The organism is Aromatoleum bremense (genome assembly GCF_017894365.1).
Lineage (GTDB): Bacteria > Pseudomonadota > Gammaproteobacteria > Burkholderiales > Rhodocyclaceae > Aromatoleum > Aromatoleum bremense.
Genome location: NZ_CP059467.1, coordinates 1,288,423 through 1,302,306, shown reverse-complemented (window position 1 = coordinate 1,302,306; position 13,884 = coordinate 1,288,423). Strand labels below are relative to the sequence as shown.

The 13,884-nt window shown below is 69.8% G+C and carries 9 protein-coding genes and 1 pseudogene; 5 read left to right on the top strand and 5 right to left on the bottom strand.

Features of this window, described 5'->3' with window-relative positions; all coding sequences use genetic code 11:
• Positions 1 to 237 precede the first annotated feature (237 nt).
• From pbN1_RS06165 to pbN1_RS06150, 4 genes are all read left to right on the top strand, one after another.
• Positions 238 to 786, top strand: coding sequence for a DUF2760 domain-containing protein (locus pbN1_RS06165; RefSeq protein WP_169203054.1), 549 nt, complete (start codon positions 238 to 240; stop codon positions 784 to 786).
• Positions 783 to 2,627 (top strand): Hsp70 family protein, encoded by a 1,845-nt coding sequence (locus tag pbN1_RS06160; protein WP_169203055.1) that lies wholly within the window; start codon positions 783 to 785, stop codon positions 2,625 to 2,627. Before pbN1_RS06165 ends, pbN1_RS06160 begins: the two co-directional genes overlap by 4 nt.
• Before the next feature lie 5 nt (positions 2,628 to 2,632).
• The gene (locus pbN1_RS06155) at positions 2,633 to 5,401 is read left to right on the top strand and encodes an Hsp70 family protein (RefSeq protein ID WP_169203056.1); all 2,769 of its coding nucleotides are present in this window, start codon (positions 2,633 to 2,635) and stop codon (positions 5,399 to 5,401) included.
• A 141-nt stretch (positions 5,402 to 5,542) separates the two neighbouring features.
• The gene (locus tag pbN1_RS06150) at positions 5,543 to 6,070 is read left to right on the top strand and encodes a Dps family protein (protein ID WP_169203057.1); all 528 of its coding nucleotides are present in this window, start codon (positions 5,543 to 5,545) and stop codon (positions 6,068 to 6,070) included.
• A 63-nt stretch (positions 6,071 to 6,133) separates the two neighbouring features.
• Here pbN1_RS06150 and pbN1_RS06145 read toward each other — a convergent pair whose 3' ends face one another.
• From pbN1_RS06145 to pbN1_RS06125, 5 genes and pseudogenes are all read right to left on the bottom strand, one after another.
• Positions 6,134 to 6,613, bottom strand: coding sequence for a hypothetical protein (locus tag pbN1_RS06145; RefSeq protein WP_169203058.1), 480 nt, complete (start codon positions 6,611 to 6,613; stop codon positions 6,134 to 6,136).
• Between the two features lie 8 nt (positions 6,614 to 6,621).
• The gene (locus tag pbN1_RS06140; protein WP_169203059.1) at positions 6,622 to 6,993 is read right to left on the bottom strand and encodes a DUF6152 family protein; all 372 of its coding nucleotides are present in this window, start codon (positions 6,991 to 6,993) and stop codon (positions 6,622 to 6,624) included.
• 188 nt (positions 6,994 to 7,181) lie between these two features.
• On the bottom strand, positions 7,182 to 8,615 hold the full coding sequence (gene adeC / locus pbN1_RS06135) for an AdeC/AdeK/OprM family multidrug efflux complex outer membrane factor (protein ID WP_169203060.1): 1,434 nt from the start codon (positions 8,613 to 8,615) through the stop codon (positions 7,182 to 7,184).
• The gene (locus pbN1_RS06130) at positions 8,615 to 11,776 is read right to left on the bottom strand and encodes an efflux RND transporter permease subunit (protein WP_169203061.1); all 3,162 of its coding nucleotides are present in this window, start codon (positions 11,774 to 11,776) and stop codon (positions 8,615 to 8,617) included. Before pbN1_RS06130 ends, adeC begins: the two co-directional genes overlap by 1 nt.
• A gap of 10 nt (positions 11,777 to 11,786) precedes the next feature.
• Positions 11,787 to 12,994, bottom strand: a pseudogene (locus pbN1_RS06125) (efflux RND transporter periplasmic adaptor subunit).
• A gap of 161 nt (positions 12,995 to 13,155) precedes the next feature.
• On the opposite strand from pbN1_RS06125, the gene pbN1_RS06120 reads away from it, so the two are divergent.
• The gene (locus pbN1_RS06120; RefSeq protein WP_169203062.1) at positions 13,156 to 13,770 is read left to right on the top strand and encodes a TetR/AcrR family transcriptional regulator; all 615 of its coding nucleotides are present in this window, start codon (positions 13,156 to 13,158) and stop codon (positions 13,768 to 13,770) included.
• The last annotated feature ends 114 nt before the right edge of the window (positions 13,771 to 13,884 follow it).

Genomic DNA, 13,884 nt, shown 5'->3' with positions numbered 1-13,884 from the left:
ACTATATTGCGTCGCACCATCCCCGGCGTCGGCCAGCCCGCCCGGTCGATGACGCGACAACCGGAATTGAATTGCGGCGCGGCGGGCCGTTCCCGGACGGGGAGCGCAGGCGCGGCGCCGACCACATTGCCGCCGGCCGGGGCACGAACCGCTGCCGCGCGCGGGCATTCCGCCGCCGGCACGCGCGATCCCGGCCCCGCCGTTGCCGGACCACTACAGGACCTACAGGACCTTTTCATGGCTCAGACCCCTCCTTCTTTCATGCGCAGACTGTCGCTCGCGTTCGGCGCGTTCTTCGCGATCCTCTCCAAGCCCGACTTTGCCGCGCAGGTGATGCGCCTGCGCGCGGGCGCGGACGTCGCCGCCCCGGCCGCCCCGGCCCCCGACGTCCGTCCGCTGCGCGAAGTGCCGCACGAGGCCGCACTGCAGCTGCTCGGCATGCTGCAGCGGGAAGCGCGCCTCATCGATTTCGTCGAGGAGGACATCGCGGCCTATTCCGACGCCGATGTCGGCGGCGCGGCGCGGCTGGTGCACGCCGGCTGCCGCAAGGTGATGCGCGAGCATTTCAGCATCGAGCCGGTGTGCGCCGACGCCGAAGGCAGCCGCGTGACGCTCGCCGACGGTTTCGACGCCGCGGCGATCCGCCTCACCGGCAATGTCGTCGGCAAGCCGCCGTTCACCGGCACGATCAGCCACCGCGGCTGGCGCGTCACCGACGCGCGCCTGCCGAAGCTCGCCGAGCATCATGACGCGACGATCATCGCGCAGGCGGAGGTGGAGCTATGAGCGAGCCGCGTTTCGTCATCGGCATCGACCTCGGCACGACCCACTGCGCGCTGTCGTACGTCGACATTGCCGGCAGCGACGGCGAGCACGCCGCCCAGCAGGTGCTGCAGATCCCGCAGCTGACCGGCCCCGGCGCCGTCGAGGCGCTGCCGCTGTTGCCGTCCTTCCTCTACCTGCCGCACGAGAACGAGCTCGGCGAAGGCGACCTGACGCTGCCGTGGACGAGCGCGCAGGACTATGTCGTCGGCGAATTCGCGCGCTCGCGCGGCGCCGGCACGCCGATCCGCCTCGTGTCGAGCGCGAAGAGCTGGCTGTGCCATCCGGGCGTCGACCGCAAGGCGGCGATCCTGCCGGGCGACGCGCCGGACGAGGTCGCGCGGATTTCGCCGCTCGAAGCGTCGGTGCGCTACCTCGCGCATCTGCGCGACGCGTGGAACGACGCGCAGCCCGACGCGCCGTTCGACGAGCAGGACATTACCGTGACGATCCCGGCGTCGTTCGACCCGGCCGCGCGCGAGCTGACCGCGGAAGCCGCGGCCACCGCCGGCTACCGCCACATGACGCTGCTCGAGGAACCGCAGGCAGCGCTGTACAGCTGGATCCAGATGAGCGAAGGGCACTGGCGCGACGAGGCGAAGCCGGGCGACATCATCCTCGTCGTCGATGTCGGCGGCGGCACGACCGATCTGTCGCTGATTGCGGTCGTCGAACGCGACGGCAACCTCGAACTGCACCGCGTCGCGGTCGGCGATCACATCCTGCTCGGCGGCGACAACATGGACCTCGCGCTCGCGTACGCGGTCGCGCGCAAGCTCGCGGCAGCGGGCACGCAGCTCGACGCGTGGCAGATGCGCGCGCTCGCGCACGCGTGCCGCGGCGCGAAGGAGACGCTGCTCGGCGACCCGACGGTCGACGCCGTGCCGATCGTCGTGCCGAGCCGCGGCTCGAAGCTCATTGGCGGCTCGATCCGCACCGAGCTGGGCCGCGAGACGCTGACGGCGACGATCCTCGACGGCTTCTTTCCGCCGGCCGAGGTCACCGACCGGCCGCTGTCGCGCGCCCGCGCCGGCCTCACGCAGCTCGGCCTGCCGTACGCGCAGGATGCGGCGATCACGCGCCACCTCGCAGCGTTCCTGAGCCGCCAGCTCGGCGCGACGGCCGAGCTCGAAGGGTTCGGCGCGCTTCATCCTGCCGACGCGAGCTTCCTGCATCCGACCGCGGTGCTGTTCAACGGCGGCGTGTTCAAGTCCGGGCTGCTCGCCGATCGCGTGCTGGCGACGCTCAACGGCTGGCTCGAAGCCGAAGGCGCCGCGCCGGTGCGCGTGCTCGAACGCGCCGACCTCGATCTCGCGGTCGCGCGCGGCGCCGCGTATTACGGCTACGTGCGCCGCGGCCGCGGCGTGCGCATCCGCGGCGGCACCGCGCAGGCGTACTACATCGCGGTCGAGTCCGCGATGCCGGCGGTGCCGGGCGTCGAGCCGCCGATCCAGGCGCTGTGCCTGGCGCCGTTCGGCATGGAGGAGGGGACGCAGGCGCAGCTGCCGGCGCAGGAGTTCGGCCTGGTCGTCGGCGAACCGGTGCGCTTCCGCTTCTTCGGTTCGTCGGTGCGGCGCCAGGACGAGGTCGGCACGCTGCTCGACTTCTGGGCGCCCGACGAGCTGCAGGAGCTCGAGGAGATCGAGGCCAGCCTGCCGACCGAAGGCCGCGCCGCGGGCGAGATCGTGCGCGTGAAACTGCATGCGCGCGTCACCGAAGCCGGCACGCTGGAGCTCGAAGCGCTGCCGGCGGACGGCAGCGCGCGCTGGAAAGTGTCGTTCGACGTGCGCGGCGGACAGACCTGAATGCCGTGAAGCCTTACCTCGTCGGGATCGACCTCGGGACCAGCAACACCGTCGTCGCGTACGCGGCGCCGGGCGACGAGCACATCGCGCTGCTGCCGATCGATCAGCTCGTCGCCCCGGGCGAAGTCGCGGCGCGACCGCTGCTGCCGTCGCTGCGCTACCACCCGGCACCCGGCGAGCTGAGTCCGGACGACCTGCAGCTGCCGTGGGCGGCGGCCGATGTCGCCGGCGTCGCGCCGGTCGTCGTCGGCGGCCTCGCGCGCGAACTCGGCGCGCAGGTGCCGGGGCGGCTCGTCGCGAGCGCGAAGAGCTGGCTGTCGCACGCCGGCGTCGACCGCAGCGCGCCGATCCTGCCGTGGGGCGCCGGCGACGACGTCGCGAAAGTGTCGCCGGTCGCGGCGAGCGCAAGCTACCTCGCGCACGTGCGTGCGGCGTGGAACGCGCGCTTCCCGGACGCGCCGCTGGAGCGCCAGCAGGTCGTACTCACCGTGCCCGCGTCGTTCGACGAAGGGGCGCGGGCGCTGACGCTCGAAGCGGCGCGGCTCGCGCAGCTGCCGGCGCTGCGCCTCCTCGAGGAGCCGCAAGCGGCGTGCTACGACTGGCTGTTCCGCCACCGCCAGAGCCTTGCGGCGGAACTGGAGGCGACGCGGCTGATCCTCGTCTGCGACGTCGGCGGCGGCACGACCGACTTCACGCTGATCCGCGTCGCCGTCGAGGACGGTGAGCCGCGCCTCGCGCGCATCGGTGTCGGCGACCACCTGATGCTCGGCGGCGACAACATGGATCTCGCGCTCGCGCACGTCGTCGAGGCGCGCCTCGGCGCGGCCGACGGCAAGCTGACCGCGGCGCGCTTCTCGCAGCTCCTGCAGCGCTGCCGCGGCGCGAAGGAGCAACTGCTCGGCCCGGCCGCGCCCGAGCGCACGACGGTGACGCTGCTCGGCGCCGGCAGCCGGCTCGTCGGCGGCGCGCGCTCGGTCGAGCTCGCACGCGACGAGGTCGAGCATCTCATCGTCGACGGCTTCCTGCCCCGCGCGGGCGCCGACGCCCGGCCCGCACGACGGCGTGCCGGCATCGTCGAGTTCGGCCTGCCGTATCCGGCCGATCCCGCGATCACGCGCCACCTCGCGGCGTTTCTCGAGCGGCACGCGGCCGCGTCGCGCGACGCGCTCGGGCCGGACGCACCCGAGGCGCCCGAGCTGCCGGTGCCCGACACCGTGCTGCTCAATGGCGGCGTGTTCCGCTCCCATGCGCTGAGCGAGCGGCTGCAGCACGTGCTCGGCGGCTGGCGCGGCCAGGCGCTGCGCCTGTTGCACAACGACGACCCCGACGTCGCGGTCGCACGCGGCGCCGTCGCATACGCGCTGGTGCGCGCCGGGCAGGGGCCGCGCATCGGTGGAGGTGCGCCGCGCAGCTACTTCCTCGTCATCGAGGGCGACGGGCCGTCGCGGCGCGGCGTGTGCGTGCTGCCGCGCGGCACCGAAGAAGCCGTCGAAGTCCATCTGCCCGAGCGCAGCTTCGCACTGAAGCTCGGCCAGCCGGTGCAGTTCCACCTCGTGTCGTCGGCCGCCGACACGCCGCATCAAGCTGGCGACCTCGTCGACATCGCCGGCGACGACTTCGTGCGCCTGCCGCCGATCGCGACCGTCATCCCGTCGGCCGGCAGCGGTACCGTCGACGTGCCGGTGCGGATCGTCGCCGCGATGACCGAAGTCGGCACGCTCGACATGCATTGCGTCAGCCTCGCCGAGCCCGCGCGCCGCTGGCTGCTCGCGTTCCAGCTGCGCGGCGACGGCGCGGCGCAGGCGGAAACGGTCGCGGCGCTGCCGCCGCGCTTCGCCGACGCGGTCGAAGCGGTCGAGCGCGTCTTCGGCTCGCGCTCGCACGACCTCAGTGGCAAGGAAGTGCGTCAGCTGCGCGGCCAGCTCGACCACCTGCTCGGCAAGCGCGAAAGCTGGGACGTGCCGCTGCTGCGCGCATTGTTCGACGTGCTGTGGGAGCGCGTGCGCCGGCGGCGCCGCTCGGCCGAGCACGAGCGCCTGTGGCTCAACCTCGCCGGCTACTGCCTGCGCCCCGGGCTCGGCTATCCGCTCGACGACTGGCGGGTCGAGCAGCTGTGGACGCTGTTCGGGCAGGGCATCCAGTACGTGCGGGAGCGGCAGAACTGGTCGGAATGGTGGACGCTGTGGCGGCGCGCGGCAGGAGGCCTGGCGGCGCCCGAACAGCTGCTCGTGCTGCAGGCGGCGGGCGAACAGATCGAAGCCGACGACGCCGCGCGCCGCGCGCGCCAGCCGGTCGGGACGCGAGGCAGTCTCGAGGATCTCGCGCGCCTGGCCGCGTCGCTCGAGCGCGTCGAAGTCGAGCATCGCATCGAGATCGGCGAATGGCTGATCGAGCGGCTGCAGAAACCGGCGGAAAAGCAGAATGCGTGGTGGGCGGTCGGGCGCATCGGCGCGCGCGAGCCGCTGTATGGCAGCGCGCACAACGTCGTGCCGGCCGACGTCGCGACGCGCTGGCTCGACGCGATCCTGGCGCTCGACTGGAAGCGCATCGAGCCGGCAGCATTCGCCGCCGCCCAGATCGCGCGCCTGACCGGCGACCGCTCGCGCGACCTGCCGGCCGAGCTGCGCGACGAGGTGGCGCGGCGGCTCGCGGCGATCAACGCGCCGCCGAGCTGGACCGCGATGGTGCGCGAAGTCGTCGTGCTCGAGGAGGCCGAGAAGTGGCGCGCGTTCGGTGAATCGCTGCCGCCGGGCCTGCAACTGCTCGACCATTGAGCGCGCGACCCTCCCGGCATGCCGTCATTTGCTGCGCGCGTCGCGATAATGCCTGCGTCCTGTGTCCTGCCGCGGCATCCCGTATATAGTCCTGCAGGTGCAATGCACCGGTTTTCGTTTGCTTTCGACAAGGAGAACACTATGGCATCGAAGAAGCAGGACAAGCAGGAGAAGCAGGAGAAGGTGGAAAGAGGGGTAGCAAGGATCGACATCGGGCTGAGCGAAGTCGACCGTGCGAAGATCGCGGACGGATTGTCGGCGCTGCTCGCGGACAGCTACACGCTCTACCTGATGACGCACAACTTCCACTGGAACGTCACCGGGCCGATGTTCAACACGCTGCACGTGATGTTCATGCAGCAATACACCGAGCAATGGACCGCGCTCGACCTGATCGCCGAACGCATCCGCGCGCTCGGGTTTCCCGCGCCGGGGACCTACAAGGAATTCGTCGAGCGCGCTTCGATCAAGGAAATCGAGGGCGTGCCGAAAGCGCTCGACATGATTCGCAGCCTCGTCGCCGCGCAGGAAGCGACCGCGCGCACCGCGCGCAGCCTGTTCCCGGTCGTGAATGACGCGAACGACCAGCCGACCGCCGACCTGCTGACGCAGCGCCTCGAAGTGCACGAAAAGACCGCGTGGATGCTGCGCAGCCTGCTCGAAGACTGAACGCCGTTGTTATGACCGGGGCGGCCGGCAGGGCCCGAGGGTGCGCTGCCGCGCCGCCATCCGTCACAGGAAACCGAGGAGCCTGCCGAGAAACAGTGTCGTGAGCCAGATCGCGAGCGACAGGCTACCGGAAAGCCGCAGCGCCTGCGTCGTGCCGGTCGTCTCCGCGATCACGCGCCGCCACGCCACGGTGCGCCGCAGTACAAGCGCATTGGCGACGCCGGCCAGCACCAGCCCGATCTTGGTCCAGAACACCGGCAGCGCGGCGTAATCGGCGGGCTGCACGATGAACAGCAGCGTGCCGGTGCCGATCGCCAGGATGCAGCCGCCGGCTGCGAACGGGAGGATCGTGCGCGCGAACAGCGCCACCGGCAGCGACGGCCACAGGCCGATCAGCCGCGCGTCCATCGGCACGATCGCCCCGACCAGCAGCGCGATGCCGAGGATGTGGGCGGCGCTGACGACGGGGTAGAGCCAGATTGAATGCCGCAGGTGGACCGACAGCGCCGAGGCATCGATCGCGGCGAGCAGTTCGCCGAACATTCCCACCCCTAGTCGCGGTCAGGGTACAGGTCGTACGTCGTGTCGCCGATGATCACGCGCTCGGCCTTGATGAGTTTCTCGCCGGGGCGAGCCGAGCGATGACCCGAGATCGTCACTCGCACGCCCTCGACGAGCATCTCGTCCCGCAGTCCGGCGCGCGCGTTGCGCCACGGCTGGCCGACTTCCGCGACCCATTGCTCGCCGCTGACATCGAGCGTCACGCGCCCGTGCGGATTGCCGAGCCGCACCGATTTCACGACGCCGGTGAGCTCCGAGTTGCCGGGCTCGGCCCAGTTCCAGCCGTGGTGCGCAAGCGCCGGGCCGGCCACCGCGAGCGCGGCCAGGAATGCGGTGAGGAGGCCGGGATATCGAATGCGCATGATGACGCCCTCCAGTGGACCGTGACCCGCGGGGCCGCGCCTGCTGCCTGTGCACACCCCCGCCGGTCGCGATTCGACCGCGCGGCAGACGGACAATTCAATGCGCGCCGGCTGCGGCGCGTGCCGGGAGGTTGCCAGGAAGGGCGCCGCCACGCCGGTGCCGCGTCGTCCCCGCGTGCTAAAAAGCCTTACTGCCAGCCGCCGCCGAGCGCCTTGTACAGCGCGATGCGGTTTGCTGCGTCGGACTCGCGCACGGCGATCAGCTCGAGTTCGGCGCCGTATAGCGTGCGCTGCGCATCGAGCACGCCGAGGTAGCTGTCGACACCGCCCTTGTAGCGCGCCTCTGACAGCCGGAAGCTCTCGGCGGTCGCTTCGACGAGGCGGCGCCGCGCGTCGAGCTGCTCGGCGAGCGTCGCGCGTTCGGCCAGCGCGTCGGCGACTTCGCGGAACGCGCCCTGGATCGCCCTTTCGTATTGCGCGACGTTGATGTCGCGCTGGATCTCGGCGACGTCGAGGTTCGCGCGCAGGCGGCCGGCCTCGAAGATCGGGATGCGGATCTGCGGCACGAAGCTCCACGTGCCGGAGCCGCTCGAGAACAGGCTATCGAGCGTGCTGCTCGCGCTGCCGGCCGCCGCGGTCAGCATGATCGACGGGAAGAAAGCGGCCCGCGCCGCACCGATGTTGGCATTGGCCGCGCGCAGCCGGCGCTCCGCCTCGAGGATGTCGGGGCGGCGCACGAGGACTTCGGACGGCACGCCGGCCGGCAGCCCGGCGACCGCGGTCAGCGTGTCGGCGAGCTGCGGCGGCAGCAGCTCGGGCGGAACGCGCGTGCCGGCGAGCAGCGCGAGCGCGTTCTCGTCCTGCGCGACGAGCGCGGCGAAACGGGCGGCGTCGGCGCGCGCGTCTTCCTGCAGCGTCTCGGCCTGCCGCAGGTCGAGCGCCGACACCGCGCCGGCCTCGAAGCTGCGCCGCGTCAGTTCAAACGACTCCTGCCGCGTCCGGTACGTGTTGCGGGCGAGCGCGAGGCGTTCGCGGTCGGCGGCGAGCGTCAGCCACGCGTTCGCGACTTCCGCGACGAGGCTGATCTGCGCGCTGCGGCGCGCCTCCTCGGTGCCGAGGTACAGTTCCAGCGCCTGTTCGTTGAGGCTGCGCAGGCGGCCGAAGAAATCCAGCTCCCATACCGAGAAGCCGATCGTCGCGCTGTACTGCCGGCTGATCGTCGCATCGCCGTTGCCGTTGCCGTTGCCGGCGGCGCTGCCCCGCACGAGCTCCGCGGGCAGGCGCTGCGCGGTCTGGCCGCCGCTCGCGCCGATCGCCGGGAACAGGTCCGCGCGCTGGATGCGGTACTGCGCGCGGGCGCGCTCGATGTTGAGAGCGGTCACGCGCAGGTCGCGGTTGTTGTCGAGCGCCAGCGCGATCAGCTCGCGCAGGCCGGACGCGGCGAAGAAATCGCGCCACGGCAGCGCGTCGGCCGCGGGAGCGGCTGCCGAAACCATGCCCGGCGCCTGCGGGAAGGACGCCGGGACCGGCGCTGGCGGCCGCTGGTAGTCCGGCGCCAGCGTCGAGCAGGCGCTCGCGACAGCGGCGGCGAGTGCGGCCGTCAGGATACGCAGTCGGGTCATCACTTGGCCTCCTCCGCGACGGGCGCGAGGGTTGCGGGCGGAGCGGGTTTTTTGCGGAAGGCGCGGATGATCACGACGTAGAACAGCGGAATGAAGAAGATGCCGAGCACGGTCGCGGCGATGGTGCCGCCGAGCACCCCGGTGCCGATCGCGTTCTGGCTGCCGGAGCCGGCGCCGGTCGAGATCGCCAGCGGCAGCACGCCGAGGCCGAACGCGAGCGAAGTCATCAGGATCGGGCGCAGCCGCATGCGCACCGCTTCGAGCGTCGCGGCGACGAGCTCCTTGCCTTCCTGCTCCATCTGCGCTTTCGCGAACTCGACGATCAGGATCGCGTTCTTCGCCGACAGGCCGATCGTCGCGAGCAGGCCGACCTGGAAATAAACGTCGTTCGACAGGCCTCGCCCGCTCGCCGCGAGCAGCGCCCCGAGCACGCCGAGCGGCACCACCAGCATCACCGCGAACGGCACCGACCAGCTCTCGTACAGCGCCGCCAGGCACAGGAACACCACCAGCAGCGACAGCGCGTACAGCGCCGGCGCCTGCGCCCCCGAGCGCCGCTCCTCGTACGAAGTGCCGGTCCATTCGTAGCCGATGCCGGCAGGCAGCTTCGCGACGATCTCCTCGACCGCAGCCATCGCGTCGCCCGACGACAGGCCGGGCGCAGCCTGGCCGAGGATTTCGACTGCCGGCAGGCCGTTATAGCGTTCCAGGCGCGGCGAACCGTATTTCCAGTGCGCGGTCGAGAAGGCCGACAGCGGCACCATCTCGCCCTGGCGGTTGCGCACGTACCACTTGGCAAGGTCTTCAGGCTTCATGCGCGCGTCCGCGTCGGACTGCAGATAGACTTTCTTGATGCGGCCGCGATCGAGGAAGTCGTTCACGTACGTGCCGCCCCATGCTGTTGCCAGCGTCTCGTTGATGTCCGCGACCGAGACGCCGAGCGCGCCGGCCTTGGCGTGGTCGATGTCGAGGCGGAATTCGGCCATGTCGTCCTGGCCGTTCGGCCGCACCCCGACGAGCCGCTTGTCCTGCGCAGCGAGGCCGAGGAACTGGTTACGCGCGCCAAGAAGCGCATCGTGGCCGAGGCCGGAGCGATCCTGCAGGAAAATGTTGAAGCCGCTCGCGGTGCCGAGCTCGAGCACGGCCGGCGGCACGAACGCGAACACCATCGCTTCGCGGATCTGCGCGAACGCGCCCATCGCGCGCCCGGCCACCGACTTGACGTCCATTCCCGGTTCTTGCCGCTCGTCCCAGTCCTGCAGGTTGATGAACGCGAGTCCCATGTTCTGCCCGCTGCCGCCGAAGCTGAAACCGGCCACGGTGAGGATCGAGCGCACCGTGTCCTTTTCGGTCTCGAGGAAATGGTCCTCGACTTTCTTCAGCACCGCCAGCGTGCGATCCTGCGTCGCGCCGGCCGGCAACGTGACCTGGCTGAACATCACGCCCTGGTCCTCCTCGGGCAGGAACGAGGTCGGCATGCGCAGGAACAGCAGCGCGAGCACGGCAATGATCGCCAGATAGATCGCGAGGAAGCGCAGGCTGCGGTGCAGGATGCGCCCGACCGTCGACTCGTAGCGCCGCGTGTTGCGCGCGAACATCCCGTTGAACCAGTGGAAGAAGCCCGAAAACCAGCCGCCTTCGCCGTGCTCGTGGCCTTTCTCGACCGGCTTGAGCATCGTCGCGCACAGCGCCGGCGTGAAGATGATCGCGACCAGCACCGACAGCGCCATCGCCGCGGCGACGGTGATCGAGAACTGCCGGTAGATGACGCCGGTCGAGCCGCCGAAGAACGCCATCGGGATGAACACTGCCGACAGCACGAGGCCGATGCCCACCAGCGCACCGGTGATCTGGTCCATCGAGCGCTTCGTCGCCTCCTTCGGCGACAGGCCTTCCTCGCTCATGACGCGCTCGACGTTCTCGACGACGACGATCGCGTCATCGACGAGCAGGCCGATCGCGAGCACCAGGCCGAACATCGTCAGCGTGTTGATCGTGAAGCCGAACGCCGCCATCACGCCGAAAGTGCCGAGCAGCACCACCGGCACCGCGATCGTCGGGATCAGCGTCGCGCGGATGTTCTGCAGGAACAGGTACATCACGAGGAACACCAGCGCGATCGCTTCGAGCAGCGTCTTGACGACGCCCTGGATCGAGATCGCGACGAAAGGCGTGGTGTCGTAAGGCACCACCACCTCCACGCCGGCGGGAAAGTACGGGGCCATCCGGTCGAGCTGTGCCCGCACCGCCGTCGCGGTGTCGAGCGCGTTCGCGCCGGCGGAGAGCTTGATGCCGATCGCGGCCGCGGGCTGACCGTTGTAGCGGCCGACGGTGCCGTAGTTCTCGGCGCCGATCTCGATGCGTGCGACATCTTCGAGTCGCACTTCGCCGCCTTGGGCCGAGCTGCGCAGCAGGATGTCCTCGAACTGCCCGACTGTCTCCAGCCGGCTCTGTGCCGTGATCGACGCGGTAAAACCCTGTCCCTCCACCGCGGGCGTACCACCGAGCTGGCCGGCGGAAACTTCGTTGTTCTGGGCACGGATCGCCGCCTGGACGTCGCCTGGCGTGAGGCCGAACTTCACCAGCTTCGCCGGGTCGAGCCACACCCGCATCGCGTACTGGGAGCCGAACACCTGGACTTCGCCGACGCCGGTGACGCGCGACAGCGGATCCTGCACCGACGAGACGAGGAAGTCGGCCAGGTCGTCCTGCTTGAGGCTGCCGTCCTGCGACACGAAGCCGACGACCATCAGGAAGTTGGCGGTCGACTTGGCGACCTGCACGCCTTGCTGCTGCACCGGCTGCGGCAGCAGCGGCAAGCCTAGTTGCAGCTTGTTCTGCACCTGCACCTGCGCGATGTCGGGGTTCGTGCCGGCGTCGAAAGTCAGCGTCAGCGAGGCGCGGCCATATGAATCCGACGACGACTTCATGTACAGCAGGCCGTCGAGACCGGTCATCTTCTGTTCGATGATCTGGGTGACCGAATCCTCCACGGCTTTCGCCGACGCACCGGGATAGCTGGCGTTGATGACGACCGTCGGAGGGGCGATCGACGGGTACTGCGACACCGGCAGCGTCAGGATCGACAGCGCGCCGGCGAGCATGATGACGATCGCGATGACCCACGCGAAGATCGGTCGGTCGATGAAAAAACGTGCCATCGTCGCGTCCTCAGTTCTTCTGCGCGGCGGCAGGGGTTGCGGCCGCTGCTGCCGGGACGGCGCCGGCTTCGGTCACCTGCACCTGCGCGCCGGGGCGCACGCGCTGCAGCCCTTCGACGATCACCCGGTCGCCCTCGGCAAGACCGGCGGTCACGACCCATTTGTCGCCGAGCGACTGCTCGGCGGTGACGCTGCGCGCCTCGACCTTGCTTTCGCCATCGACGACCATGACCTGGGCGTTGCCGCGCGGATCGTGGCTGAGCGCCGCATGCGGCACGAGCACGGCGTCGCTCTTGACGCCTTGCGGGAGCCGCGCGCGCACATACATGCCGGGCAGCAGTTCGGCGTGCGGATTCGGGAACACCGCGCGCAGCGTCACGCTGCCGGTGCCTGGATCGACGGAGACCTCGGAAAACGCGAGCCTGCCTTCGGCGCCGAAGACGCTGCCATCCTCCAGCACCAGGCGCACCGGCACGCTGTTGCCACTTGCCCGTTGCAGCCTGCCTTCGGCCAGATCGCGCTTCATGCGGATCAGCTCGCTGCTCGACTGGGTGACGTCGACATAGATCGGGTCGAGCTGCTGCACCGTGGCAAGGGCCTGGCTCTGGTTCGCCGTCACCAGCGCGCCCGGCGTGACCGCGGAACGGCCGATGCGCCCGGCGATCGGCGACGTGACGCGGGTGAATTCGAGGTCGATTTTCGCCTTGTCGATCGCCGCCTTCGCGGCCGCGACTTCAGCCTGGCCCTGCTGCAGCGCGGCCGTGGCGTCGTCAAAAGCCTGCTTGCTCACGGCGTTGATCCTGACCAGGTCGGCGTAGCGGTCGGCCTTGAGGCGCGCGGCGTAAACATTCGCCTCGGCGCGTGCGAGGTTCGCCTTGGCGCTGGCGTAGGTAGCCTGATAAGTCGCGGGATCGATCTGGTACAGCACCTGGCCCGCCTTGACGTCGCTGCCTTCGGTGAATGGGCGCTGTTTGATGATGCCCGTGACTTGCGGACGCACTTCGGCGATCAGGTAAGGCGCCGTGCGCCCCGGCAACTCGACGACGAGCGGCACCGCTTCGGTGTGTACGGTGACGACGGTCACTGTCGGGGCAGGAGGGGGGGCGCAGCGGCGTCTGCCGAGCCCTGTTGCTTGTCGCTCCCGCAGGCAGCGAGCAGCACGGCGCTTGCCAGTGCAATGGCCACTGGCCGGAACAGCCGATTGCCGTTGATCCCCATGAATCGCCTCTCGAAATGGTTGGACCGGTGCCGGAAAGTGCGCACCGTCCGGGTGGGGTGCAAAAATAGAATGTTTATTCTAGAATGACCATTCTATGTTAGGATTTTCCGCAGTGCAAGATCGATGCAATACATCTTCAATATCTCCGGAGACCCTGCGAATGCCCCCCGACTCCGCCCCTCCCGACCCGCCGCGCGCCGAAGTCCGCCGCGCGCAGATTCTCGCCGCCGCGGGTGACTGCTTTCGCAGCAAGGGCTTCCACGGTGCGAGCATCGCCCAGATCTCGAAAATCGCCGGCATGAGTCCCGGGCATATCTATCACTACTTCGAGAACAAGGAAGCGATCATCGCGGCGATCGTCGCGCAGGATCTTGAACATATGCTGGCGCTGACTGCGGATCTGCGTGCGGCGTGCAACATGAAGGAGGCGATGGTCGAGCGTGTCGCCGAAGGCGTCGAGCGCAATCTCGAGCCGCGCGCGGCGGGGCTCAATCTCGAGATTCTCGCCGAGGCCGCCCGCAACCCGCATGTCGCCGATATCGTCCGGTCGGCCGACCGCATCTGCTGCGGCAGCCTTGCGCTGATGCTGCGCGACATGCGCCGCGCGGGCGGCCATCACGACGACGACGCGACGATCGCCGGCATGGTCGAAGTGCTCGCTGCGATGTTCGAAGGGCTGGCGGGTCGCAGCATCCGCAACCCGGATCTCGACCGCAGCGTCGTCGTGCGGCTGTTCCAGGGCGCGCTGCGCGACCTGCTCAGCCAAAACCCCTGACCGCTGCCTTCTCCTCGGCCCGTCGAGGGCAGCCGTGGTGGCCGGAATGTGCTTCCGGAATATCCTGCAGGCATGAAAATCATTGTTTCGAGGTATTTGCGCACTGAATCCGGT